General features: G+C 67.2%; 19 protein-coding genes and 2 pseudogenes. 7 read left to right on the forward strand and 14 right to left on the reverse strand.

Features of this window, described 5'->3' with window-relative positions:
* Nucleotides 1-9: 9 nt before the first annotated feature.
* Nucleotides 10-1,938, reverse strand: a complete 1,929-nt coding sequence (locus AZL_RS32760) for a tetratricopeptide repeat protein (protein ID WP_012978639.1) — start codon at nucleotides 1,936-1,938, stop codon at nucleotides 10-12.
* Between AZL_RS32760 and AZL_RS36765 the strand changes: the two genes are divergently transcribed.
* Both AZL_RS36765 and AZL_RS32765 read left to right on the forward strand, forming a co-directional pair.
* Nucleotides 1,937-2,227: a hypothetical protein gene (locus AZL_RS36765; protein WP_211114173.1), complete on the forward strand. Its 291-nt coding sequence runs from the start codon at nucleotides 1,937-1,939 to the stop codon at nucleotides 2,225-2,227. The genes AZL_RS32760 and AZL_RS36765 overlap by 2 nt on opposite strands.
* Nucleotides 2,228-2,384: 157 nt before the next feature.
* Entirely contained in the window at nucleotides 2,385-4,070 is a 1,686-nt protein-coding gene (locus AZL_RS32765; protein WP_012978640.1) for a hypothetical protein, read from the forward strand.
* A gap of 223 nt (nucleotides 4,071-4,293) precedes the next feature.
* On the opposite strand, the pseudogene AZL_RS36145 reads toward AZL_RS32765, so the two are convergent.
* The 9 genes and pseudogenes from AZL_RS36145 to AZL_RS32805 all read right to left on the reverse strand — a co-directional run.
* Nucleotides 4,294-4,515 (reverse strand): annotated as a pseudogene (locus tag AZL_RS36145) (integrase core domain-containing protein); the annotation flags it as partial.
* Between the two features lies 1 nt (nucleotide 4,516).
* A pseudogene (locus AZL_RS37355) lies at nucleotides 4,517-4,852 on the reverse strand (IS256 family transposase); the annotation flags it as partial.
* Between the two features lie 37 nt (nucleotides 4,853-4,889).
* Nucleotides 4,890-5,132 carry a hypothetical protein gene (locus AZL_RS32775; protein ID WP_042446992.1) on the reverse strand — a complete coding sequence of 81 codons (243 nt, stop codon included), beginning with the start codon at nucleotides 5,130-5,132 and terminating at the stop codon, nucleotides 4,890-4,892.
* 227 nt (nucleotides 5,133-5,359) lie between these two features.
* Nucleotides 5,360-6,133, reverse strand: a complete 774-nt coding sequence (locus AZL_RS32780; protein WP_012978642.1) for an ABC transporter ATP-binding protein — start codon at nucleotides 6,131-6,133, stop codon at nucleotides 5,360-5,362.
* A gap of 5 nt (nucleotides 6,134-6,138) precedes the next feature.
* Nucleotides 6,139-6,990, reverse strand: coding sequence for an ABC transporter permease (locus AZL_RS32785; protein WP_148219828.1), 852 nt, complete (start codon nucleotides 6,988-6,990; stop codon nucleotides 6,139-6,141).
* A gap of 161 nt (nucleotides 6,991-7,151) precedes the next feature.
* Nucleotides 7,152-8,144 carry a GDP-mannose 4,6-dehydratase gene (locus tag AZL_RS32790; protein ID WP_012978644.1) on the reverse strand — a complete coding sequence of 331 codons (993 nt, stop codon included), beginning with the start codon at nucleotides 8,142-8,144 and terminating at the stop codon, nucleotides 7,152-7,154.
* Nucleotides 8,141-9,235, reverse strand: coding sequence for a GDP-mannose 4,6-dehydratase (gene gmd / locus AZL_RS32795; protein ID WP_012978645.1), 1,095 nt, complete (start codon nucleotides 9,233-9,235; stop codon nucleotides 8,141-8,143). The genes AZL_RS32790 and gmd overlap by 4 nt, the downstream gene beginning before the upstream one ends.
* 285 nt (nucleotides 9,236-9,520) lie before the next feature.
* Complete coding sequence (locus AZL_RS32800; RefSeq protein ID WP_012978646.1) at nucleotides 9,521-10,384, reverse strand: formylglycine-generating enzyme family protein; 864 nt, start codon at nucleotides 10,382-10,384, stop codon at nucleotides 9,521-9,523.
* Nucleotides 10,385-10,388: 4 nt separating this feature from the next.
* Nucleotides 10,389-12,302 carry a DUF2142 domain-containing protein gene (locus AZL_RS32805; RefSeq protein ID WP_012978647.1) on the reverse strand — a complete coding sequence of 638 codons (1,914 nt, stop codon included), beginning with the start codon at nucleotides 12,300-12,302 and terminating at the stop codon, nucleotides 10,389-10,391.
* Nucleotides 12,303-12,839: 537 nt separating this feature from the next.
* Between AZL_RS32805 and AZL_RS32810 the strand changes: the two genes are divergently transcribed.
* The gene (locus tag AZL_RS32810) at nucleotides 12,840-13,631 is read left to right on the forward strand and encodes a class I SAM-dependent methyltransferase (protein ID WP_148219829.1); all 792 of its coding nucleotides are present in this window, start codon (nucleotides 12,840-12,842) and stop codon (nucleotides 13,629-13,631) included.
* Between the two features lie 36 nt (nucleotides 13,632-13,667).
* On the opposite strand, the gene AZL_RS32815 is transcribed toward AZL_RS32810, so the two are convergent.
* Nucleotides 13,668-14,861 carry a glycosyltransferase family 4 protein gene (locus AZL_RS32815; protein WP_012978649.1) on the reverse strand — a complete coding sequence of 398 codons (1,194 nt, stop codon included), beginning with the start codon at nucleotides 14,859-14,861 and terminating at the stop codon, nucleotides 13,668-13,670.
* Between the two features lie 88 nt (nucleotides 14,862-14,949).
* Entirely contained in the window at nucleotides 14,950-15,969 is a 1,020-nt protein-coding gene (locus AZL_RS32820) for a glycosyltransferase family 2 protein (protein ID WP_063828262.1), read from the reverse strand.
* Nucleotides 15,970-16,332: 363 nt separating this feature from the next.
* Here AZL_RS32820 and AZL_RS32825 point away from each other — a divergent pair, with 363 nt between their 5' ends.
* From AZL_RS32825 to AZL_RS32840, 4 genes are all read left to right on the forward strand, one after another.
* On the forward strand, nucleotides 16,333-17,952 hold the full coding sequence (locus tag AZL_RS32825) for a hypothetical protein (protein ID WP_148219830.1): 1,620 nt from the start codon (nucleotides 16,333-16,335) through the stop codon (nucleotides 17,950-17,952).
* Nucleotides 17,953-18,041: 89 nt separating this feature from the next.
* Entirely contained in the window at nucleotides 18,042-19,028 is a 987-nt protein-coding gene (locus AZL_RS32830) for a lysylphosphatidylglycerol synthase transmembrane domain-containing protein (RefSeq protein WP_042446999.1), read from the forward strand.
* A 172-nt stretch (nucleotides 19,029-19,200) separates the two neighbouring features.
* Complete coding sequence (locus tag AZL_RS32835; RefSeq protein ID WP_012978653.1) at nucleotides 19,201-20,385, forward strand: glycosyltransferase family 9 protein; 1,185 nt, start codon at nucleotides 19,201-19,203, stop codon at nucleotides 20,383-20,385.
* A complete protein-coding gene (locus AZL_RS32840) occupies nucleotides 20,382-21,977 on the forward strand; it encodes a GMC oxidoreductase (RefSeq protein WP_012978654.1) in 1,596 nt (531 codons plus the stop codon). The genes AZL_RS32835 and AZL_RS32840 overlap by 4 nt, the downstream gene beginning before the upstream one ends.
* Before the next feature lie 40 nt (nucleotides 21,978-22,017).
* Here AZL_RS32840 and AZL_RS32845 read toward each other — a convergent pair whose 3' ends face one another.
* Both AZL_RS32845 and AZL_RS32850 read right to left on the reverse strand, forming a co-directional pair.
* Nucleotides 22,018-22,983, reverse strand: a complete 966-nt coding sequence (locus AZL_RS32845; RefSeq protein ID WP_012978655.1) for an NAD-dependent epimerase/dehydratase family protein — start codon at nucleotides 22,981-22,983, stop codon at nucleotides 22,018-22,020.
* An 11-nt stretch (nucleotides 22,984-22,994) separates the two neighbouring features.
* Nucleotides 22,995-24,713, reverse strand: coding sequence for a hypothetical protein (locus tag AZL_RS32850; protein WP_148219831.1), 1,719 nt, complete (start codon nucleotides 24,711-24,713; stop codon nucleotides 22,995-22,997).
* Nucleotides 24,714-24,732: the final 19 nt, after the last annotated feature.

Below are 24,732 nucleotides of genomic sequence, written 5' to 3' on the forward strand. Positions count from 1 at the left end.
CGCGGCCGGTCAAGAGGCTTGCTCAGGATGGTCGTCAGGGGTCCAGGGAGAGTAGGGCTGGACCCGCCCCGCCTCGGCATCGGGCTCGACGAACAGCCGGGCACGGGTGTTCAGCAAGGCGGCCAGCCGGCTGAAGCCGCTCTGGGCGCTGACGCCGAGGATATCGGCATTGGCCAGGACATGGAAATCCTGGAGATATTCCAGCCCAGCCCAAGGTTCCGCGATATCGTTCAGCGTCACCGGGTGGAAGGCGGCGAAGTCCTGGACAATGGCGGGATCGTCCGATGCGATGTAGAGCACCGGCCGGTCCAGATCCTTCCAGATCCCGTTCAGCCAGTCCACATACCACGCCGTCTCGGTGATGGTGTAGCGGAAAAGGACGAAATCGCCACGCCGGATGTGCAACGCCACCACCGTGTTGCCAAGCGCCCGCAGCCGCTCCACCGCCGGGGCGACCCAGGGCATCCATACCGGGCGCGGCTGGAACCAGGACTGGATGCGGGCGCGGTGGCGCTCCGGATAATGGTAGGGGCCGAGCGGTGACAGAATGTCGCAATCGGTCAGCGGCGTCCCGGAGGGCTGGTCGACCAGCTCGTTGATGATCCGGCGCGGGAAATAGAGTGGCCGGAGCGGAGCCGTCGGGCGTGGATCGTTGAGGCCGAAATAATAACCGCCGACCCAGTCCGGGGTCTCGAGTGTCAGGCCGTAGGTCTCGGCGTAAAGCCGCACCAGCATATATTCGAAGACATTGTGGGCGAAGCGGCCATGTGTCGCCAACGAGGAGGAGCCGACCCGCGGCCGGCTCGGGTCGGGATTGACCGGCCGCTTCAATTCCAGGCTCATCCCGGCCAATGTATGGCGCAGGGCGGCGATCGACTTGACGGTGAAGAAACGGCTGCCGTGGCTGTTGACCCGGTTCAAGAGAGCCAGGGCTTCGGCGTTGCGGCCTTCCTCAAGATCGATTTCGGCGATGGCGGTCAGGCATTCCGCGGCATAGGTGGTCGGGGACGGGGCATGCGGGTGCCTGAAGGTGCTGAAGAAGCGCCGCCCTTCATCCAGGCGTTTTTGCCGGATGAACAGCGTGGTCAGCATCTCAAGCGCGCTCGGCACATCGCTGCCCGGCACCGTCAAGGCGGCGCGCAAGCTGGCCTCGGCCTCGGCGTCATGCCCCAGATCGACGAACGCGGCGGCTTCCCGGACCAGGGCGGGAGCCAATCCATGGTCGACGGCGTGGCGGTAATGGGCCGCCGCCTCCGCCAAACGCCCCGTCGTGTAGAGCACATTGCCGTAATTGTAATGGGTATCCGCCGACGCCCATTGCACCCGCAACGACCGCTGATAGGCTTGCAGCGCCCGTTCCCGCTGGCCGAGTTCGGTCAGGATATTGCCCAGCGTCATCCAGGCCGACGTGAAGTCCGGCCGCAAGGCCAAGGCACGACGCTGCCCCGCCGCCGCCTGTTCCAACCGAACCGCCTGCTTGTGGGCGATGGCGAGATCGTGGTGAACGTCCGCATTGTCGGGTGTCAGGCTGCGGGTTCGCATCAGAGCGGCGATGGCCTGTTCCTGCGAGCGTGGACCGCCCTGCCCGCACAGCAGGACACCCAGCAGGTGGTAGCTTGCGGCGGAACCGGGATTGACGGCGATGGAGTGGCGATAGGCCGCGGCCGCGTCCTCGACGCGGCCGACGGCGCGGTAGGCGTTGCCGAGATTGGCGTGGGCTTCGGCGAAGTCATGCAGGATGGCGACGGCCTGCCGGATCAGGGCGATCCCCTCGTCGGGGTTCCCCAGCCGCCGCTCCACCAGCCCCAGCAGATGCAGGGCTTGCCCGTTGCGGCCGTCGACAGCCAGGATCCGCCGGTAGATTTCACGAGCCTCGCCAAGGCGGTCGGCCCGGTGATGATCGACCGCGACCTGCAATGCTTCGGCAACCGTTACCATGACGATCCAGTGGGGCTGGGAGAAGGGTGCGGCACCCTATCCTGACTGCCGGGAGGCTTCAACAGCATCGACGGCGGAAGTCTCGGCATCCTCGCGGCACCATCACACGGCCTGCCTGGCAAGCGGCATGATGGTCATACAAGCCTGTAAGCCCTCCGTCCGGCATTACTCGCAGAAAGTGGGAGACGATGGCGGAGCTGAAGCGAGCTTCCCGATGGCGGGTGATGAGAAAATCATGTCGTCCCGAATTCATGATGGGGTACGCATTTTCCAGGAGCGAGGCAATTGACCCTCATCAGGCGCTATTGTACATGGTCGAAGCGCGCAGGCGTTTCTGCAGTATTCAGAAAATTCTCCAGTGAGTCCTTTGATCTTTCGTTGCTCCGTTGATCGATTTCGGCGGGGGGTGGGCTCTGGAGACGTGCACCACAGGACGGGCCGGATTCATGACAAACGCCTTTTCCATTCCACGCGCCACATGGCCGGCTGGTCTTGCGGCCATTGCGGGGGCGATGGCAATTCTGATCGTGTCGGTGGGCTACTACAGCCTCTACATCGATAGCGGACTGAACACCGCCGATGATGGGATGTATGCCCAGATCGCTTATGAGCTTCTCCTCGGCACCGATCCGCACGAGCTGGCCTACCCCTATGGGCTGATGTGGTTCAAGCTTGGTCAGCTGGTATTCGCACTCACCGGACCGTCCTGGCACGCCGTCCAGATGATCTTCTATGCAACGATCACGGCAACCTCAGCGCTCCTCTATCTGACGGTCGCGCGCACCACCCGCAATCCTCCCCTCGCTTTCCTGGCGACCCTGATCGCGGTCCTGGTGCCCGCCTACCCAGCCACCGCTTTCTACCCCTTCTGCGCACTGCTCAACACCTGCCTCCAGCTGCGGTTGGCCGAACGCTGGCGGACCATGCGGCCGGTGGATGTGCTGGCTCCGGCCGTGGGATTGTCGGTCACGTTCCAGATCCGGGCCGACTTCGGCTTCCTCTTCTGCGTCCCATTGGCCGGCCTGCTGCTTCTTGGAGCTTGGTCCCGACGGGACGGCGCCTGGGAACGGCGCCTGACGGTCCTGGGGGCAAGCGCCTTGGCAACGCTCCTCGTCGTGCAGTCGCCTGTTCTGGTGCGGGCGGCGATGCGCGGCTATCTCGATCTGGTGACGATGGAGGTTCTGCATTATCCCATCGCCATCCTGAAGTATCTCCTGGCGGTGTTCCGCCCGTCGGCAGGTGCGGTGGATGCGTTTGCAGCCCAGCAGAGCGGGGCTGGAACCCTGCTGGCCCGCCCGGCACTCTCCGCATTGAGCGGCCTTTGGACAGCCCAACCGGATGCGTTGCTCGCCGTCCTGATCTATGGCCCCCTCCTGGTGTTCGGCCTGTTCGGCCTGGTGATCCTCTTTCGCTTGGCATTGTCTGGTGGCGAACGGGTGCCGGTTCTGTTGGTCGTCCTGGCCGGCGCTTTGGCGACATGGCCGCATTGTTTCCTGTTCCGGCCCGATCTCCCCCATGTCGCGAACTTCATGCCCGGCTTTCTGGTGCTGGCCTGTGTTCTCGTGACCGAAGCGCGTGCATTGTGCGGTCCCTCCCGGACGCTCGGAGCCGCTGTGGCTGGAAGCGTGGCGGTCCTGCCGCTGGTCATCGCCGTCTGTTTCCTGCAGCTTGGCCTTACCGCGCCGGGGACGGGGTCCATCGCCGGCTCCAGCCAGAGAACCGAACGCTTTACCGCCCAGACCGTCCCGGCGGTCCGCGTGTCTCCGCTCGAATACAGCCAGCTGGCAGGGGTGCGCGACCTCGTCACGGCGACAGCGGCCCCGGACGAGCGCATCGTCTGTGTGCCCTTCTGTCCAGGCATGGCGTTCATGACCGGCCACCGGATGCTGCTGCGTGAGTATTTCGTCGATGATTCCTTCCTGCTCCGCGATCCCGGCTGGATAGACCGGGCCATCGCGACGACCCGGGCAGCCCGACCTCCCGTCGTGGTGGTGGTGGATTGGGCCATCCAGGGAACGGAGCTGTCCCGTTTCCAGAACTGGGCGCACCGCTACATCGACGCCCTCATCGCCGATGGCTATGTCCGCCAGGATGTGCCAGGAGTCATGATCTACCGCCGCCCTCCCGGTTGACCGGGACGAAAGCATGACCATTGCGTGCCAGGCGACACGTCAAACTGGTCTTTCCGCATTTTCGGTGCAGCGTGAATGTGACCTTCCCCCGGCAGAAAGGACACCGGGTTAAGCGGCTCGAAGCTCGGCCTGGTCCGGGGTGATATAGCCGTGAGGTGGTCCTTGTTTCCGGGACAGTCGGATCTGAACCGCTCCGGGTTTGTCGGAGGCCATTTGGCTTGAGTCACACCGCGATGGCGACGTCCTCGACTTGAGCATAATAGCGCGCTTCGGCGTCGGCGGGAGGAATGTTGCCGATGGGTTCGAGCAGGTGCCGGTGGTTGAACCAGTCCATCCATTCCAGGGTGGCGAACTCGACGGCCTCCAGGGCGCGCCATGGGCCGCAGCGTCGGAACACCTCGGTCTTGTAGAGGCCGTTGATGGTCTCGGCCAAGGCGTTGTCGTGTTGTCTTGGTGCGCCGCGCCCAGCGCGGCAGGATCGCCGAGGTGAAGCGGATCCGCTCGCCAGCCTCGGTACCGCCGCGGTCGCGTACCTTGGCCCGACGGACCTCCACCGGCCCGATGCCAGTCTGGATGGTGCGTTCGGGGCCATGGCCGTGCCGCACGACCCGGTCGCGGCCGTCCGGCAATGTGATGTCCTTCAGGGACGCCAGGAAGGTTTCAACCTCCGCCTCGATCGCTTGCTCCAGTAGCCGGCGCGCACCGGTGCACAGGATGGCGGTCAGCGCATCCTCGATCTCCTCCGGCTGACGCAGCCGGACAACCTTGCTATCCTCGCTCATAGCGTATCGCTCCCTTGTGGAGGTTCTGGCAGGCTCGTCACCCGCCTCGATACGCCGCCCTATTCACACCGTCATCACCCAGATTCCCGCATAGCTCCCAGCCATCCAGGAGAAGCAGAAGGTCGTTCTCATCGGGGCTGAGCGTCTTCAAAGGACGCCGGTCGACACCGGGCACAAGCCCGGCAACGAGCCACGTGGACAGGCTCATTTCAATGACCGCAACCAGGGTTTCGTCGGGAACGAAGGTGGCCGTCGAGCGGCCGATCTCGGGCTGCTGCATGGGAGCGTCTCCATCGGTTCCAAATGCCTCAGCGTGACGCAACGTCACGCCGTCCCATAGCATCTGGAAACAATGGCGGCTCTCGGCGATGATCCAATCGTCAGCCTGCCTGCCGTGGCCGTCTGACGCCCACGACCAGATCGCGGGGACCTATGATGATGCGTTTGCCCAATCCTACACCATGCCTCGGGACACGATCTTCTCCCCAGGATGGACGACCCTGCCCTTCAGCGCGCGGCATGCTCCCCGGCCAGGGCCGCTGGATTGTAGGCTGCTAGCACCTCGCGGACAGGGCCGAAGGCCTGCACTTGACCGTTGGCCATGTAGACGGCCTTTGTGCACCATTCCAGCAGAAGCTGTTCGTTGTGCGAGGCCAGCACCAGGATGTTCGACTGGTTGACGAAGCGGCTGAGACGCTGGCGGGCCTTTTCGAAGAACTGGGCGTCGCCGGCCAGAACCCACTCGTCCATCAGCAGGATTTCTGGGGTCGCGCAGGTCGCCACCGCAAAGGCCAGGCGCAGTTGCATGCCGGAGGAGTAGGTCCGCATCGGCATGGACAGGAACTCGCCGAGTTCGGTGAAGGCGGCGATCTCCTCGATGTGCTGGCGAATCTCGCTCGGAGACATGCCCATGTAAAGGCCACGGAACAGGATGTTCTCATAGCCGGTGGCATCCATGTTGAGGCCCAGATGGATGTCGAACAGCGGCGCCACGCGGCCGTTGATCTCTATCTCGCCGGCCACCGGTTCATACACCCCGCCCATGACGCGCAGCAGGGTGGTCTTGCCCGCCCCGTTGGGGCCGATCAGACCAACCCGGTCGCCATGGCTGATCTCCAGATTGATGCGTTGCAGGGCCTGGACGACGACGCGGTGGCCTTGGGTTTCCCGCAGGCGGCGATGGCCGCCGCCAACCCCCATGACCATCTTCTTCAGCGACCGGTTGCTGCCCTGGTAGATGGGAAACTCGACCGTAACATCACGCAGACGGATTGAGCTCATCGCATTCACAGCCAGTAAGCGATTCGGGCGCGGAAACGCGCGAAGAAGGGAAAGGCCACCAGCCACGACACCGCCGCCGTGCCGAGCGCCATGCTCCACAGTGCGGCTGGCGGCAGTTGGCCCATCAGCGGAGCCCGCACGATCTCGATCAGGGCGTAGAACGGGTTCAGATACGCCCAGGACAGATTTTCCTTGAGCGCTTCCGGCCGCCAGATGATCGGGGTGACGAAGAACAGCAGTTGCAGCAGGCTCTGTACGATGGGCGCCACATCCCGGAAGCGGGCGCAGATCATCCCGAGAAAGACAGCCACCGGGATCGTGGTGAACACCAACATGACGACCCCGGGCAGCGCCAGCAACGCGTCCCAGCCCAGCTCGACCTGGCAATAGAGGGCCACCGCGATATAGACCGGAATGTGATGGGCAAAGATGATGAAGTTCCGGGCGATCAGGCGGTAGACATGCACAGAAAACGGCATCCGAATTTGCTTGATGACCGATTCATTACCCAAGAAAACGCCACAGAATTCAGTGATCATACCGGAGATCAAACCCCAGATCAGAATTCCGAGCGACAGGAACGGCAAATAGGATTGCATGTCGATGGCAAAGATATGGGAATAGACCGTGCCGATCGACGCCACCATCACAGCCGTGCTGATGGTGATCCAGAATGGCCCCAGAAGCGAGCCCCTGTATTTCTGTTTGATATCGAACCAGGCCATCAAGCCCCACAGTCCCCAGAGCCTTGCTCCTTGAACAAGGTCGCTGACCGCAACGCGCAAACGGCTCTTGCCGCTCAAGCTGCGAACAGGGGACTGCTCGCTGAGGATAGCGGGATGTTTTCCCATGTACATTTGGCAATGCCTTACGATCAGCGGCACCCAGCCAGGGCTGGGGCACCGTAACACAGCGCTCTAGGCCTTTGAAGCAGCACCCCGGCACCATCGGGAACAGAGGCTCCCCGCGAGGAGAGGGAGCCCATTTTTCGGCCCGCGACGGTTCCCAGCCCCATCCGTCAGGCCATGGCCAGACTGCTCCGACGGCGCTCCATTTCAGCATCGATGAGCTTGTGCACCATGGCCGGCATCTTGGTTTCCGCCTGCCAGTCAAGCAGCCGCTTGGCCTTTTGCGGGTTGCCGACGCTGTGGGTAATGTCGGACGGCCGCAGCAGGCCGGCATCGATCTCGACATGGCTGCGCCAATCGAGGCCGAAATAGGCGAAAGCGGCGTTGACGAACTCCTCCAATGGATGGGCCTCGCCGGTGGCGATGACGAAATCCTCCGGCTGGTCGTGGTTCAGCATGCGCCACATCGCATCGACATATTCCGGAGCCCATCCCCAATCGCGCTCGATCGCCAACTGGCCGAGCTGTAGGCGGTCGGTCTTTCTCTCGGCGATGTCTGCGGCCCCGCGCACGATCTTCTGCGTCACGTAACGGGATGGGCGCAGTGGAGATTCGTGGTTGAACAGGATGCCGGAGCAGGCGAACAGGTTGTAGGATTCGCGGTAATTGGCCACCGCCCAATAGGCCGCGGCCTTTCCTACCCCATAGGGGCTGCGCGGGTGGAACGGATGGCTCTCATCCGCCGCGCTCTTTTCCGTGTTGCCGAAGCATTCGCTGGAAGACGCATTGTAGAAACGCGTCTCGATGCCGAGGAAACGGATCGCCTCCAGGATGTTGACGGTGCCGAGCGTGGTGCTGCTCAGGGTTTCCACCGGCTGTTCGAAGGACAGACCGACCGAGGATTGACCGGCGAGGTTGTAAATCTCGCTCGGCCGAACCTCATGGATGACCTGGACGACGCTACGGAAGTCCGTCAACACCGCGGAATGCAGGCGCACCCGTTCGAACAGCCCCAGCCGGCGCAGGTTGGTGAAGCCGGAGGCCTCGCGGTCGCGCGAGGTCCCGTGCACGCTGTAACCGTGCTCCAGCAACAGCTGCGCCAACCAGGAGCCATCCTGCCCGGCGATGCCGAAGATCAGCGCCGTTTTGGGGGCGGTCTTCATTCGGTCAGAAGGCTCTGGACAAGCGGTGACCCGGCGGGCGCGCGCCCGGCGATCGTCGCCAGATCCGCCTCCATCATTTCCCGCACCAGATCGCGGAAGCTGGTGGTGTGGCTCCAGCCGAGCTTGGCCTTGGCCTTGGACGGGTCGCCCAGCAGCAGATCCACCTCGGTCGGGCGGAAATAGGCCGGATCGATGCGCACGACGGTCTTGCCGGAGGCGGTGTCGACGCCAACCTCGTCCACGCCGCTGCCGCGCCACTCAAGGCTGCGGCCGACATGCTCAAAGGCGAGCTCGACGAAGTGCCGCACCGACTGGGTCTGGCCGGTGGCCAGCACGTAATCGTCGGGCTGGTCCTGCTGGAGCATGCGCCACATGCCCTCGACGTAATCGCGCGCATGGCCCCAGTCGCGCTGGGCGTCCAGATTGCCGAGATACAGGCAATCCTGCTTGCCGGCTTCGATCGAGGCGACCGCGCGGGTGATCTTGCGGGTGACGAAGGTCTCGCCGCGGATCGGGCTCTCATGGTTGAACAGGATGCCGTTGGAGGCATGCATGCCGTAGGCCTCGCGGTAGTTCACCGTGATCCAGTAGGCATAGAGCTTGGCGGCGGCGTAGGGGCTGCGCGGGTAGAAGGGGGTCGTCTCCTTCTGCGGCGTCTCCTGCACCTTGCCATACAGTTCGGAGGTGGAGGCCTGATAGAAACGCGCGGTCTTCTCCAGGCCCAGGATGCGGATCGCCTCCAGCAGACGCAGGGTGCCGATGCCGTCGGCGTTGGCCGTGTATTCCGGCGTCTCGAAGGAGACCTGGACATGGCTCTGCGCGGCGAGGTTGTAGATCTCGTGCGGCTGGATCTGCTGGACCAGACGGATCAGGTTGGTCGAGTCCGTCAAGTCACCGTAATGCATGAAGAAGGACACGTCCTTCTCATGCGGGTCACGATAGAGATGTTCGACACGGCCTGTGTTGAAGGACGAAGAGCGCCGCTTGAGGCCATGCACGACGTATCCTTTGCTGAGCAGGAGCTCGGAGAGATACGCACCATCCTGACCGGTCACGCCGGTGATCAGGGCAACCTTACGCACTTGCATCATCCTTCCGCTTGGAGCATCCACACCACGAACATGTCCAGGGCGCGCGGCCTTTGGACAGGGGGGCTAGACCGCACAGAGTTCGGGCGGATCCGGCGCCTTCATGTATCGTCAAAGCTTTTGGCATGGCAAGATGTTTGATGTCGCGCTCCCCCAGAAGGGGGGGGGAGGGGCGGCATCCCACCTCCAAAGCGCGCCGCTTGGCCTTCCCGGAAGCGGAGGACACCCCCGAAGACCGGCAGGCCGCACGGACGTCTCCCGGCCTCATTCCCAGTTTTGTTCCGAGACCTATTCCAGGCTGCGCGCCACCCGGAAGCCGATGTCGTTGCTCCGGTAGGCGGGGTCGGCCCAGTTCCGGTTCGCCGCCCGCGCGGCGGTCATGACCTGATACCAGGAGCCGCCACGCAGTACCCGATACTGGCATGACCCGGCCGTCCAGGCGCCGCCATCGGCGGGCGCCCCGTCATAGGACGGGCTGTAGCAGTCCTCCACCCATTCCCACACATTGCCGTGAACATCCTGCAACCCGAATGCATTGGGCGCGAAGCTGCCGACGGGCACGGTGCTCCGCCGATAGGCGAAATGCTCGCGGGAGTGCGGGTCGAGCAGATTGGCCTGGCTGGCGCCGATCTCCGATCCGCTGTGAAAGGGGGTGGCCGTTCCGGCCCTTGCGGCATACTCCCATTCCGCTTCGCTCAGCAGCCGATAGCGCTGTCCCGTCTTGCGCCCCAGCCACCGCACATAGGATTGGGCGTCATTCCAGGAGACGCCGATCACCGGCCGCTCGCCCCGTCCCCAGCCGAAATCCGCCGGACGATGACCCTGGCAGCCGCCATCGGCCACACAGGCATCCCATTGGCCGAAGGTGATCTCGGTTTTCCCGACGGCGAAGGCCCGGCCGATGGTGATGGGGTGGCGGGGCGCCTCGTCCGGGCGGTGACCCGGCTCATCCGCCGGAGAGCCCATCAGTGCCTGTCCCGCCGGAATCATCACCATCTCCGGGCAAACCGGTGTGCCGCGGGGGGTGAGATCCGCGCAATCGCGCAATCCTGTCGGATCAGCGGCCGCGGCACCGGACAAATTCGCGATCAGGACGATCCACAGCCCGGCCGCGGCGGCCAGGGCGGGAAGAGAGGAGGAGCGCATGTCCATCAGATCATCGCGTCATGGCGGCGCAAGGCGCCTTGCCGGTTGCGGGATCGGCCGGCGCGGCCAGCACGAACCGTCCGAATTGGGCGTCGTCGGAGAGGAGGCACAGCGCCGGGGCCCGTCCGGAGGGAGGAACCATGGTCAGGGTGATCTGGAAACCCGACCAGAGAAGGGCGGGATCCTTGAAAAAGGTGGCGACGTCGGGGCGCCGGAGGCTGATCGCCGACACCACCGTGGTGCCCGGCGGGGCGATCAGGGTCAGGCTGTGGGTGGGGTCGTCCATCGACAGCTTGGCCCAGCCCGACAGCACGAGGGTGGCGGGGGTTCCCGCCGGCGCGCTGTCCATGCTGACCATGTCGAGCGAGCCTCCCGGCTCGAACATGCCGTCGGCCCGCTCCACCACCTGGACCCGGATCTGTTCGGGCTGCAGATAATAGCGCTCGGCGATGTGCCCGATCATGGTGGGAACGAACAGGAAGGGCAGCCCGGCGATGACGAGCCGGGCCGCGGCTTGCGGGACGCCGCCCGCCCACCACCTCCCGAACGGCAGCAGAACCAGGCCGCACATCAGCGCCAGCGGCAGGAAATAGCGGCCCTGGACCCCGAGGACCACCGGGCCGGCGACATCGGTCCAGGTCAGATACTGGATGGCGAAGATCGCCGCCGCCGCCAGCAGGATGCCGCCCGCCGCCGCCGCCCTCACCGGGGCGGCGGCCATGCGACCGGGGGCCTGACCGCCGAGCGTGGCCACCATCGCAAGAGCGAGGCCGATGGCCGCGGCGCCATGCAGCCATCGCGGCAGGATCACGTCGAACCAGCCGAGCGTCCCGACGAACTGCTCGGCATAGGAGGAGGCGTATCGGGTCAGGGTGTCGACCGCGATGGGCAGTATCCGGCCCGGGGATTCCAGGAGCCGGTGGAGCTGGGCCGTCGGATTGGGAAAGACGTCCGGCTGGTCGATCACCACCTGCGCCAGCGTCGCCGCCAACAGCGACCATCCCACGACAACCCCGACGACGGTTCCCGCGCCGGCCAGCCGGTGACGCCACGCCACGCCGGGCAAGGCGAGGATCAGCAGGGCGAGCGGGGCATAGGGCGGGCGGGCGGCGGACGCCACGGCCAGGCACAGGCACAGAAGCGCCAGGGACCCCCGCGACCAGCCGCCGAAGGCGAGGCCACGGGTCACCAGCGCCACCGCCAGGGCGGTCAGGGCCAGGATCATGCCGTCCTGCGAGACCGCGGCCATCTGCCCCAACGCCATCGGCAAGGTCAGGACGGCAAAGAGCAGCGGCGCCGGGGCGCCGGCGATGGCGATGGCCGCGGTGGCGATGGCGACGGCGATCAGCCCGTTGACCGCACGGGTCAGGTGCAAAGTCTCGACCAGGGGAAGCCCGGCCAGTTTGCCGGCCGTCACCACGGCGATGGCGGGAAGATAGCAGAAGGGGGAATAGATCGAGGTGTTGGGGAACTGGTTGAGCGTCGGTTCCCCTCCCCAGCCCAGCCGCTCGGCCCGCACCAGCATGTCCGACGACACCTTCCGCTCGGGATGGAAGGGCAGCAGGGCAAAGGGCGCATGGGCCTGCTCGATATGGGCGTCCACCGCTCCGCCGCTGTAGCCGCGGCCGAAGCGGTGGCCGATCAACCCGCCCCGGGAGAGCTGGTCAATGCGCTGGAAATGCGCGAGCTCGTCAGGGTTCTGGAAGGGGGGCATGAGCCAGGCCAGGGTGAGCACCGTGCTGGCGGCCAGACAGAAATAGATCAGCGCCAGGTTGCGGGTGACCGCTCCGATGCGGGTGCCCAGGCCGGACAGCAGGGCGGCCGCCCCGTTTCCACGGCCTGTGGGCCGGGGAGTGGCCGGATGGCCGCCATCCCTGTCGAGCGCATCGCGTGGGGGATGGTGTTTTGAACTCCACGCAGGCATGGCGGTCGGTCTCGATCAGCGTCGGTTCGCGGCTGCCCAGGGTGGCAATGACTGTGGCCGCGTCAGGTTTTGCGACCAACTCCATAGGAGGAGGCGCTCCGGATTGTCAATCACAACATCCCGGCTTGTGACCGGCTTGTGAATTGATGAGGGCAAGCAAAGGATTGCCGCAGTCAATCCCGATCAACTTCACGCTGATGGTCTGGGAGGATGGTCCGGAACGAGTATGCTTTGCAGCCTGTCCTGTCCTTCAGGATTTCCCGGTGACGGCCCGCGGGCCGCAGCATCCGGTCCGACATGGCGATTTCCCCCGGACAAGGCGGTTGATTTCACCATCCCCCAGGGTATGATCCGCCGGCGTCAGCCGATGGTCCTCTCCCAAGAATGGTCTGTCCCGCCAGCATCGCTCCGGACCCGTCCGGGCGGGGACGCCCGATCGTTCCTCTTGGCCCCAGGATCCCGCTTCCGTCAAAGCGGCAGGCTTCCCGGCTTGCGGGAACCGGCCGACCGTGCAGCCCTTCTTTTTCAGAGAGGCCGATGGCCATGTCCTCCGAGCCCTTGCCGACCACGTCCCTGTCCGCGGCGCCGTCCAACGATCCCGCCACGCCCGCCGCCCTTGCCCTGGCCGGCTATGACGAGGGGTGGGACAGCAAATGGACCGACATGCGCCGCTACGGTCCGACCGGACGCCATTTGCGCCGCATCATCACCCGCCTGATCGCCGCCCTGCCGATCAGCACGGTGCTAGACGTGGGGTGCGGCGAGGGCTCGCTCATCCAGATGCTGAGGCCGGCAAAACCGGCGCACTATGCCGGGGCCGATTTTTCCGAGAGCGCGCTGCGCATCGCCCGGCAGCGCACGCCGGACGCCGAGTTCTTCCGCCTCGACCTGACCGAAGGGGCGCTCGAGCGCCGGTTCGACCTCGTCCTGTGCACCGATGTGGTCGAACACATCAAGGATGACGTGACCGCCATCGCCAACCTGGCCCGCATGACCGGGAAATACCTGCTGGTCGCGACGATGCAAGGGCGCATGCGCCCTTATGAGACCAGTGTCGGGCATGTGCGCAACTACCGCCATGGCGAGTTGCAGGCGAAGATCGAGGCGACCGGCCTGACGATCGAGCGGGTGGTCGAATGGGGATTCCCCTTCTACTCGCCGCTGTACCGCGACCTGCTGACCCTGACTGGCGCGCGCGGCACCGAAGGCCGGTACGGCATGGTCCGGCGTCTCATCACCACCGCGCTCTACGGCCTGTTCCTGGCCAACCGCTGGACACGCGGCGACTATATCTTCGTGCTGGCGCGCCGGCCCGATCCGCAGCCTTGATCATCGCCTGAGCCGTTGTTCCGGCCGGCCGGCGCCTCACCCCGCCGACCGCAACGCGGCCTTGCCGGCGATGCCCCGCTCGACGAGTTCCAGAAAGGACAGGGCGGCCGAGCGCCAGGAGAAATGCTCCTCGACCCGCCGGCGGCCCCGGTCGCCGAGCGCGCGCCTGGCCATCGGGTCGGCCGTCAGGCGGAGAAGCGCGCCGGCGAGGGCGTCCGGCTGTTCGGGCGGAACCAGGAAGCCGGTCTCGCCCTCCACCACCAGATCACGCGCGCCGGCCACGGCGGAGGCGACCACCGGCAGCCCGCTGGCCATCGCCTCCAGCACCACGTTGGGCATGCCCTCGTCGCGCGAGGGCAGGACGAAGATGTCGACGGTGCGGTACAGCCCGGCCAGCACCGCGCGGTCGAGCCAGCCATGCAGACGTACCCGCCCCGCCAGCCCGAGCCTGGCGGCCTGCTCCTCCAACGCCGTGCGCCAGCCGCCATCGCCGACCACGTCGAGTTCCACGCCGGCCAGCTCCGGGCGGGCCAGGGCGTCGATCAGCACGTCGATGCCCTTTTGCGCGACCAGGCGACCGACCGCCAGCAGCCGCACCGGGCGCCCCGCCGCGCCGGCTTCGCTCCCGGCTTCTATTCCGGCTTCCGGCGATGCCGGGTGGAACAGCGTGCTGTCGACCCCGTTGGGAATGACCGGGACTTCGAGCTCGGGCATGAAGGCGCGGGCGAGTTCGGCCAGGCCCGGGCTGTTGGCGGTGACCGCCGCACCCTGGCGCCACACCGAGCGGGTGAAGGGCGCCAGCAGCCGGTGGAAACGGTCGATCCCCTCGCAGCGGAAGCCCGGCACATCGCCGCCGCGCAGGCAGACGACATAGGGCACGCCGGTCAGATGGCGCAGCCACCAGGTGGCCGGCCCGCAGGGAATGCCATTGAAGGCGAGCGCCGCGTCGGGCCGCCAGCGGGCCGCCAGCACCGGGGAGACGAGCGCGGCGCCCGCCATATAGGCGGCCATCTCGCCGACACGGGCGCGGTGCAGCCGCTGGCGGAAGGCGGGCAGACGGTGGATCACCGCGCCATCGGTCTCTTCGCGCCAAGGCAGGCCGGTGAAATGGCTGGTCAGAACCCGCACCTCGCACCCCATCGCCGTCCATTCGCGGATCAGGTGCCGGCTTGCGGTGGCCGCTCCCCCGCCGATCGGCGGGTACTCGTAATTGAGAAACAGCAATTTCACAGCGCAATCCCCGTCACGCCAGCGGCACAAAAGGCGGAGGTGGCCTTGAGTCGGTCAGGAAGCCTGTCACCGCATCCGTCAAGGCGGCTCATCGGCTGGCGTCCGTCATCGCCATCGTGTGCGGATCGCCGGTGCCGGACCTGCCGCCGCGGTGCGTCCGGCCGGCGGCATCGCCACCCTTGCCCAGCCGCTCGCCGACCAGATACAGCGGGCGGCTTTTCACCTCGCCATAGATGCGGCCGATATATTCGCCCATCACTCCGAAGCAGAAGAGCTGCAAGCCGGAAAACAGCAGGCCGATGAGGAAGACCGAAAGCGGATCGGGAACCCAGCGCCCGGTGGACATCCACCAGGCCAAGGCCCCCGCCATCCCAAGGATCGAGGACAGCAAGGTGACCAGTCCGACGATCGAGACGATGCGCAGGGGCACCGCCGAGGAGGAGACCAGCCCGTCGAGCGCCAGCCGCACCATCTTGCGCAGCGGGTATTTGGTGACGCCCGCATAGCGGCGCTCGCGGTGATAGGGAACCGCCTCCTGCCGGTAGCCCAGCCAGCTGATCATGGCCCGCAGCAGACGGTGCTGTTCGGGCATGGAGCGCACCACATCGACCACGGTGCGGTCCATCAGCCGGAAATCGCCGACGTTGGAGGGGATGTGCACGTCGGAAATGGCGTTGATCAGCCAATAGAAGGCTTTCGCGGTGATCAGCTTGAACCGTCCCTCGCCCTCGCGTGACAGGCGCTGCCCATACACCACCTGGGCGCCGTGGCGCCATCGCTCCAGCATGGGCAGGATGGTTTCGGGCGGGTCCTGCAGATCGGCGTCGATGATGACCACGGCGTCGCCCTCGACATGGTCCAGACCGGCGGTCAGCGCCATCTGATGGCCGAAGCAGCGCGACAGCCGCAGCACAGCCACCCGCGGGTCACGCTTGCAGATCTCGTGCAGGATGAGGGGAGTGCGGTCGGTGCTGCCATCATCCACATAGATGAATTCCAGCTCCTCGTCGATCCCTTCGAGCGCCGCGCACAGCCGCCGGTGGAACTCGGCGATGACCCCTTCTTCGTTATGGCAGGGGGCGATGACGGAAAGCATCCGCGTGTTCATGACTCACCAGCTTCCTACCGGAGCGGCGCAGGTCCCATCCGGCCATGTCCGCGGCAACAGGCAGTCCGCCGCTTCCCTTTCCTAGCGGCTCTCCCCTTGAAGTCAATTGCAATCTCCCGGCGCAGGCGGGTCCCGCCGGGGCTGTCGGACGGCGCCCCGGCCCGGTGGCCGCCGTCGCCCCGAGGCGGTCGGGCGCTTTTCCTCTTCGTCGCGAAACCGCCGGATGATATGAGCGGCCGGCCGGGGGGATCCTCCGCCAGACGCCACATCATCAGCCGCGATCACGGGTGCACAATGTCCGACGAAGCCTCTCGTTTGCCGGCCGCGGCGGTTGCCCAGCCCCCCGATGCGGCCCGAAGCGAGGTGAGCGGTCCGCGCGGCGAGGCCATGTGGTTGCAAGAGGCGCTCAGCCGGCAGCCCCTGCCGCGCGGGCTGGAGGCGCTTTGCCAGGGGCCGCTGGATTTGGCGGCCGCCCTTCAGGATGCCCAGCACCATCATGTCGAAGGACGTCTGCTGTTGGCCCGCCTGCTGTACGACGCCATCCTGGCGCTGGAGCCGGGGCATCACGATGCCCTGCACGGGCTGGCCCTCGTGCTGATCCAGCGCGGCGATGCGATGGGCGGCCTGGAGCTTCTCGGGCGGGCGGTCGACCGGCATGGCATGACCGCCCCGCTCGACCAGACCTTCGGGTGGCTGACCGCCTTGGCCTTGGAGCAGCTGGCCCAGAGCGCGCCCGATGCCGGGACGGACAGGCTGGCACGCCATCTCCAGGCCCTGGCCCCGCTGCTGCCCAAGCTCCGGCGGTCGCCGGCCGCCTATGCGCAGCTCCTTCAGCATTTCGCCGCCGCTTCCTCGCTGCGCGGCAAGGAGGGCCGTCCCGGCGAGGCGCTCGGCTTTGCCAGGGTGGCGGCCTGCATCGATCCGGCCCGCTTCGAGATCCTGTTCAATCTCGGCTATTTCACCGAGATGAGCGGGGGATTCGAGGATGCCGCCGGCCTCTACCGCCGTGCCGCGGTGGCGGCGGGCGATCGCAGCCGCCACGCGCATGCCGGCATGATGCTGATGCATCTGTTCTTCCGGCTTGGGCGGTGGGACGCGTTCAAGGAACTGCTGGCGCTCAAATACGAGTATGAGCCCGTCCGCTGGTGGACCACCCATTGGCCGATCCCGCTGTGGGATGGTCACATCCGCCCGGGCGCCCGCATCATCATCCATGGCGAGTCCGGCTTCGGGGATGTCATCCAGTGCCTGCGCTACGCCGATTACCTGGACCGGCACGGCATGACGGCGCATGTCGTCTGCGTGCCGGCGCTGAAGGCGCTGTGCGCGTTGGGCAAAGGGGTGACCAGCGTGGTGAGCCAGGGCGACCGCCTGCCCGCCGCCGACTTCCGGGTGCAGTCCTTCGACCTGTTCTACATGCTCGAGACCGACCCGGCCCGTTGCTTCGGCAGCGCCGCCTACATCGACATCGCCAAAAGCCCGCACCGGGCGCCGATGCTGGAGCGCCGGCAGGAGGAGTTCCTGATCGGCATCAAATGGACCACCACCGACCCCGGCAAGGACTTGCCGCTGGCGCTGTTCGCCAAGCTGCTGATGCGCGACGGCATCCGGCTGATCAGCCTGCAACCGGAGCCGCCCGACGAGGCGGCGGCCGGTCTGGGCCTGACGGTCGAGCGGCCGCTCGATCCCTATTTCGCCGATCGCGAGCAGGCCTTCGTCAGCACGGCCTGGGTGATCCACCAGATGGATCTGGTGATCACGGCGGACAGCGTGATCGCGCATCTGGCGGGCGCTGTCGGGGCGCCGACCTGGGTCGCCCTGCGCCCGGTTCCGGATTGCCGCTGGCTGGTCGATCGCGGCGACAGCCCCTTCTACGACAGCGCCACCCTGTTCCGTCAGCGGCCCGATGAGCCATGGTCGGCGGTCTTCGACCGCATGGCCGGGGCCTTGCGCCGGCATCTGGGGCTGGCCGACGCCGCCTGAGCGCAAGGCGGCCCGGAGGGCGGGCCTTGCCAAACGCGGGGTCATGGGATATTGCGCCTGCAGTCCCAAAGGAAGGTGAAGGGTTCAGGATGCCGGTCTCCTTCGACAACGCCGCACCTCCGTTTGGACAGTTCGCCGGCCGGGCCAAATGGCTGCTCGCGGCCAAGGCGGCCGTCACCCTGGCCGTGGTGGTCTGGCTGCTGCGCCGGGTCGACTGGCTGCTGGCGGTGCAGCGGCTCGAACAGGCGGACAAGGGCTGGTTGTTCGCCGGGTTCCTTCTGGTCTGCGGCGGCCTGCTGGTGACCGCCATCCGCTGGCAGGGCGCCTGCGCCGCCGTCAACCTGTCCCTGCCCTTCGGCCAGGCCGTCCATCACAGCTGGGTCGGCCAGTTCTTCGGCCAGGTCCTGCCGGCCGGGGTCGGGGTGGACGCCGTGCGCGGCTGGCTGGCCTACCGGTCCGGCCATGCCGCCGACGCGGTGGTGGCCAGCCTGCTGCTGGACCGTCTGGCCGGACTGCTTGGATTGTTGTTGCTCGACCTCGTCGCCGCCGTGGCGCTGCTTCATGATGCCGCTCCCGACTTCGCCTTGGCCGGGCTGCTCGCCGGCGGCGTGATGGTCGGTGGTTTTGGCGGCCTCCTGCTGCTCAATCGCGTCCCGCTGCCGGCAAGGATCCGGCTGCGGGCGCTCGATACGGTCCAGGCGATGCTGAAGGGGGCGGAAAAGGGCGTCGCTACCCTGGCGGCGGCCAGGACGCTCGCCTTGTCGGTGCTGGTCCAGATGTTGTTCGTCGGCGCGGTGCTGCTGCTGGCCCGCGGCCTTGGCGCGCCGATCGGCATCCAGGCCGGCTTCGCCGTGGTGCCGATCGCGCTGACCCTGGCCTCGCTGCCCATCTCCCTGAACGGCTGGGGCATTCGCGAGGGCGCCATGGTCGCCGGACTGCATGCCCAGGGGATCGGCACGGACGACGCCTTCCTGGTCTCGGTTCTGTTGGGCACCGCCTTGCTGATCGGCTCACTGCCCGGCGGGGTGTTGTGGCTGGTCAAGCCGCCGGAGCCCCGCCCGTCCGCCCGCCGGTGACCGGCCGGGCCCCCCACCGGCGCCCCTCCCGGCGCCCATGCAGGGGGTCCCGGCGGCGCCCTTGCGGCGTTCGGCCGCAGACGGTCATGCAGCCGGCGGCGGCCTGTCCGCCCCCGCCCGTCCCGGTCATCGCCTTGTGGCGGTCGACAGCGCCGTGCTATGAGCCTCGCCCATGAATCTCAAGGCGCTCAAACAAGCCGACTACTGGATCGGATCGGTTCTGGCCATCCTGTTCACCCCGGTGGTCTGGGCGGCGCACAAGCTCCTGCGGCGGGATCACACCCCTGAGATCCGCGGCCAGCTGGTGGTGGTGAAGATCCTCGGCGGCGGCAGCCTGCTGATCGCCCTGCCCGCCCTGTTGGCCTTGCGCGACCGCTATCCCGACCGGCGCCTGACCCTGCTCTGCTCCCCGGCGGTCAAGAAATTCGCCGAGCTGACCGGCGTCTTCGACGATTACGCGGTGATCTCGACCGACCGCCTCGGCCGCTTCCTGCTCAGCTGCCTGCATGTCGCGCGCATGGTCTTCCGGGCCGACACGATCATCAATTTCGAAATGCATTCGAAACTGACCAGTGTCTTCTGCCTGCTCACCCTCGCGCGCAACCGCATTGGGCTGACCTTGAGCTGGAATCAATGGCAGAACAACCTGAGCACGCACTCGCTGTTCTACAATGACAGCGCGCCGATCTATCTCGCCTACGCCCAGATCGCCCGGCTGCTCGGCGGCCAGGTGCCATCGATGGAGGAGGCCGCCCGCCGCTTCCGCGCCCATAACGGCCTGGAGACGCCGCGGCCGGTACCGGCGGAGTTTCCGCGCCCGGTGCTCGCCCTGGCGCCCTACTGTTCCGATCTGGTGCCCGAGCGTGAGTTCAAGGACGCCGAATGGGCCAGCCTGATCAGGCGGAGCCATCCGGAGGCGGCGGGCAGCCTGCTCATCCTGGGCGGTCCGGCCGAGCGGGAGCGCGCCGCGCGCAGCCAGGACGCGCTCGCCGCCGCCCTGCCCGGTTGGCGGGTGGTCAGCTTGGCGGGTCAGGAGAGTCTTGCCGGCTCCGCCCGCTGGCTCACGGGCGTGGATGAGCTGCTGACCATCGACTCCGGCGTCAACCACATCGCCCGTCTTCTGCAGGTTCCGATCACCTCCTACTGGGGGCCGACCGAGCCATATCGGCGGCTTGCCCCCTTCACGGAGCGGGCGCGCGAGACGGTCGTCTACCGGAAATGCTTCTGCGCGCCCTGTGTCCACACCATGGACACCGCACCGTGCCGGGGCAACAACATCTGCATGCAGCAGCACCTCGCCCCGCAGGATGGCCGCGCGGCCGAAGCGGGTTGGGTGATCCGCGGAGAGTCGTCGTGAGCCGCCAGAAGATCGGCATTGTCGGATCGGGTCCCTCCGGAGCGGCGGTCGCCCACCGCTTCCTGGAGGCCGGGTACGAGGTCACCGTCATCGACGTCGGCCTTGAGATCGAAGAGCATCTGGAACCCTTCACCCGGGCCGACGGGCCGGTCGACCGCGACCGCTTCCTGGACGCGGTCACCGCCCAACGCCGCCGCGTGGTCGGCGCGAGCGCCAGCCTGCCGCCGAAGCTGCCCTTCGGCTCCGATTTCGTCTACCGCTCGATCCCGGTCAATCGCCTGTCCGCCGGGGCGGGTCTGCACATCGAGACCTCGCTGGCGCTCGGCGGGCTCAGCAACGCCTGGGGCGCCAATGTGTGCGCCGTGGCCCAGCGCGACATGACGGACTGGCCGTTTCCCGCCAGCGATCTCACCCCCCATTTCGCCGCGCTCGACGCCATCGTCGATGTCAGCGGGGTGGTCGATGGCATCGACGAGCTCTATGACGCCCGCCTGTCGGCCCAGCCCCATCATCCGCTGAGCCTGCATGGGCAGCGCATCCTCGCAGGCGTCGCGGACGGGCGGGAGGCTCTCGCCGTGGCGGGCCTGCGCTGCGGGCGCGCCAAGCTCGCCGTCGGGCCGAAGCATTCCATCAATGGCATGGGCTGCACCTCCTGCGGCCTGTGCATGCATGGCTGTCCGCACCGGGCCATCTTCAACGCCGCCGATGTCATCGGCTCCCTGGCGGGCCGCCCCGGCTTCCGCTATCTGAAAGGGCGCTACGTCTCGCGCTATGTCGAGGGAGAGGACGGCATCACCGCTCATTGCCGGCTGGTGGAGGGCGGCGGCGGCGAGACGCACCGCTTCGACCGGCTGTTCATCGCCTGCGGAGTGCTCGGGTCCACCGCCATCGTCGCCCGCTCCCACGGTCTGTGCGACCGCGACTTCGTCATTCGCGACAGCCAGAAATATTATTTCCCCTACCTGCGTTACCGTGCGGCCAAGGGGGCCGTCAGCGAGCGGACCAACACGCTGGCCCAGGTCTTCATCCAGGATGTGGGGCTGCGCACCACCCCTCACACCGTGCATTGCCAGCTCTATGGTGTGAACGACCTGTTCTTCGAGTCGCTCAAGGCGAAGTTCGGCCGTCTCGCCGCGGCGCTGATGCCGTTCGGCACGCCGATGTTCGAGCGCATGATGATCGGGATGGTCTATCTGCACTCCAACGATTCCGGGAGCCTGCGCTACCGGGTGCGCGAGGATGACGGGCTCGGGCATGTCGAGATCGGCCCCTGGCCCGACACCCGCCCGATCTTCCGGGAGTTCATGGGCCGGCTCGGCCGCTTCCACCGGCTGTTCGGCGGCCGGCCGCTGGCCTTCCTGGCGGAAAGCAGCCCGCCCGGCCACAGCCTGCATTTCGGCGGGACCCTGCCGATGAGCCGTGCGCCGGGGCCGGGACAGACCGATGTGCTGGGTCGCCCGTTCGGCGCCCGGCGGGCGCATGTGGTCGACACCTCGGTCCTGCCCTCCATTCCCGGCACTCCCACCACCTACACCGTGATGGCGAACGCCTTGCGCATCAGTACCGGCGTGCTGGGCGAGATGATGGCCTGACGCCGGGGACGCTTGCGGTCATCATCGCCGGCCGCCGGAGTCATACGCGCAGAAAGGCCTCATAGGCGGCGATCATCACGTCGACATCGTCGTCCTCGGCCCGCCAGCCCAGCTGTTCGCGGGTGGTGCTGGTGTCGAAGACGAAGTCGGCATCGGCGCTCAGATACTGTTCGGGATACATCAGCGGGTGCCCGGCCCGGTCGAGCAGCGCCAGGGTCGCCGTCACCAGCCGCGCCGGGGTGGGAATGAGGATGGAGCGGGAGCGGGCATGGCGGATCACCGCGCCCAGCAGCTCGCGCGCCGTCTTGGGCGCCTCGGAGCCCAGGTTGAAGGGGCCGGTGGGGCAGCCGGCTTCCACCGCTCGCAAGGCGGCGCGCACGCAATCCTCGACCGAGATCATCTGGTAGCGGTTCCGCCCGCTGCCGATCATCGGCACCGGCAGGCCGCGGCGGATCAGGTTGAACAGGGTCGCCAGGGTGCCGAGCCGGCCCGGCCCGCTGATCAGGCGGGGGCGGAAGATGGTGGCCCGCAGCCCCTCCTCGCGTACCGCCCGCAGGATCAGGGTCTCGGCCTCCAGCTTGCTCCGCCCATAGGGGCCGAGCGGGTGCTGGGAGTGGTCGGGAGTGACCGGCAGGCGCTGCGGCAGCCCATAGGTCATGTCGGTGGAGAAGAAGACCATCTTCCGCACCCCGGCCGCGCGCATCGCCGCCAGCAGGGTCCGGGTACCGCCGACATTGACCGCGTCGAACCAGGCGTCGCGGTCATGGCGGGGCACGCCGTTGCCGAAATGGCGCGCCGCCAGATGGTGGACCACGTCATCGGGCCGCATGCCGAGGCGGTCGAGGTCCTCCGGCTTGCGGAGGTCGCCCGCCACGAAGAGGCCGGCATCCCCGCCGTCGGGGGCGGGCGCGCGGCTGAACGCCACGACCGGCTTCCCGGCCGCGCGCAGAGCCTGGACCAGCCGCTGGCCGACGAAACCGCTTGAGCCGATGACGATGTGCCGCATGGGAGCCTCTCTCAGTTGGGGAATGGCGACCCGGCGGTGGCCTGACCCGGCGGAGGGGCGAGACGGTAGAAGCCCGGACAGCCGGCCATCGGCTCCATCACCATTTCCGGAACCACCAGCCCGTCGCGGGACTCCGCCTCGTCGAGCCAGACATGGCTGACACGGGCGTCGCGCAGGAAGGCCAGCTTGCGCCCGGTCGACACGTCCGGCCAGTTGTTGGGCATGATCAGGACAGTACGGCGGGCCAGGACGCCGAAGCGGATGCCGTCCTGCAGGGTCTGGCTGGTGTAGCGGAACAGGAGAAGCGTGCGGCCGTCGGCGGGAACGCAGCGCATCAGGGTGGGATGCGCCTCGGCGAAGCGGTTCGCCTCGTTGAAATGCAGCGGCGGCCATCCCTGCTCGAACGCTTCGCGCAGCATGGTCGGGAAGCCGGCCAGGCACAGGCAGGTCACCACCGCCTCCAGCGCGAGGCGCGGGCCCCGCCGCCCCAGCCGCCGCTCCGCCGCCGTCATTCCCGCCAGCATCCAGCCGATGAGCGCCAGGGCGCACAGCAGGAAGGTCATGGAGTAGTAGCGGGTGTTGATCTGGTAGCCGGTGGCGACCGGGCCGATGAACAGCAGGAGTCCGGCCGCCGCGACGAGCGTCAGGGTGAGGGGGTAGCGCAAGGGCTCATCCATCATCCCATCGGCCGCCCCGCCCGCTGTGGCGGGCTTCCGTTCCCGTCCCGCCCGCCCCCAGATCGCCAGCCCGAGGGCCAGGGCGGGAACCGCGGCAAGGAACAGCCAGGCGAAGGGGCTGCGCGCCAGCATGGCCTCCAGGATGCGCAGGAAATCGGCCCCGGTGGCGGAGACGCGGGCGAACCAGCCGGAGAAATCGACGAACAGCGTCGGCTCGCCGGGCGGGATCAGGTCGAGCGACAGGAGTTGCTTGACCGCGATGGCGACGATGGCGTTGTCGGAGGCGTAGACCCGCCCGAACACCAGGAGCGAGAACAGGATCCAGGGCGAAATGGTGAGCAGGACGCCGCCGACATAGCCGGCCGCTGCGCGAAACCGGTGGGCGCCGGCGGTGACGAGGATGACCATGGTGAAGGCCGCCACCAGCAGGTTGACGTCGAAACGCGTCATCGCCGCCAGCCCCATCGTCACGCCGATGAGGGCGGCGCGGCCGGCGGACAGGCCACCGCACCGGGGGAACTGCGCCACCGCCGCAAGGATGAAGAACAGCGCGATCGGAATGGTCGAGGCCCGATAGATGTCGCGGTAGAACTCCCAGACATTGAAGGCGGTCACCGCCAGCAGCAGCGTGGCGAGCGTCACCGCGGGCGAGCGCCGCTCGCCGGCGGCCTTGCCCAGGATCACCCCGCCCAGCAGCAGGGCGCCCAGCCCGGCGAGGGCGGAAATGAGGTAATGGCTGTAGGCGCCGAGGCCGGTGAGCGCTTCCGTTGCGTAAACCAGGATGGGGCCGAGGAAGGCGTAGCTGGCGCCGTAATCCAGGTTCAGGTGGAATTGCCGGATCAGGACGCCCTGGTAGAAATGCTCATCGAAACTGCGGGCCATGTCGTAAACGGCCCAGGAGTCGGCGTTGATGAAGGCATGCTGGGCATAGTAGGCGAAGGAGCCTGCGGCGAAAGCCAGGAAAAGCGCCGTCACGACAGCGGGGGCAATCCAGCGCAGAAGGTTGGGCGGGCTGTTGCGCCCAGGCTTGCCGTTGGCCAACAAAGACGACATCGAGCACGGTCCCCCGGAA

It is taken from the genome of Azospirillum sp. B510 (genome assembly GCF_000010725.1).
GTDB lineage: Bacteria > Pseudomonadota > Alphaproteobacteria > Azospirillales > Azospirillaceae > Azospirillum > Azospirillum lipoferum_B.

Coding starts and splice junctions, on each gene's coding strand:
- AZL_RS36765 (WP_211114173.1), top strand. CDS start 1,937: ATGACGATCCAGTGGGGCTGGGAGAAGGGTGCGGCACCCTATCCTGAC.
- AZL_RS32830 (WP_042446999.1), top strand. CDS start 18,042: ATGCCGGTCTCCTTCGACAACGCCGCACCTCCGTTTGGACAGTTCGCC.
- AZL_RS32820 (WP_063828262.1), bottom strand. CDS start 15,969: ATGAACACGCGGATGCTTTCCGTCATCGCCCCCTGCCATAACGAAGAA.
- gmd (WP_012978645.1), bottom strand. CDS start 9,235: ATGATGCAAGTGCGTAAGGTTGCCCTGATCACCGGCGTGACCGGTCAG.
- AZL_RS32850 (WP_148219831.1), bottom strand. CDS start 24,713: ATGTCGTCTTTGTTGGCCAACGGCAAGCCTGGGCGCAACAGCCCGCCC.
- AZL_RS32775 (WP_042446992.1), bottom strand. CDS start 5,132: ATGCAGCAGCCCGAGATCGGCCGCTCGACGGCCACCTTCGTTCCCGAC.
- AZL_RS32810 (WP_148219829.1), top strand. CDS start 12,840: ATGGCCATGTCCTCCGAGCCCTTGCCGACCACGTCCCTGTCCGCGGCG.
- AZL_RS32845 (WP_012978655.1), bottom strand. CDS start 22,983: ATGCGGCACATCGTCATCGGCTCAAGCGGTTTCGTCGGCCAGCGGCTG.
- AZL_RS32790 (WP_012978644.1), bottom strand. CDS start 8,144: ATGAAGACCGCCCCCAAAACGGCGCTGATCTTCGGCATCGCCGGGCAG.
- AZL_RS32785 (WP_148219828.1), bottom strand. CDS start 6,990: ATGTACATGGGAAAACATCCCGCTATCCTCAGCGAGCAGTCCCCTGTT.
- AZL_RS32805 (WP_012978647.1), bottom strand. CDS start 12,302: ATGCCTGCGTGGAGTTCAAAACACCATCCCCCACGCGATGCGCTCGAC.
- AZL_RS32835 (WP_012978653.1), top strand. CDS start 19,201: ATGAATCTCAAGGCGCTCAAACAAGCCGACTACTGGATCGGATCGGTT.
- AZL_RS32800 (WP_012978646.1), bottom strand. CDS start 10,384: ATGGACATGCGCTCCTCCTCTCTTCCCGCCCTGGCCGCCGCGGCCGGG.
- AZL_RS32760 (WP_012978639.1), bottom strand. CDS start 1,938: ATGGTAACGGTTGCCGAAGCATTGCAGGTCGCGGTCGATCATCACCGG.
- AZL_RS32765 (WP_012978640.1), top strand. CDS start 2,385: ATGACAAACGCCTTTTCCATTCCACGCGCCACATGGCCGGCTGGTCTT.
- AZL_RS32780 (WP_012978642.1), bottom strand. CDS start 6,133: ATGAGCTCAATCCGTCTGCGTGATGTTACGGTCGAGTTTCCCATCTAC.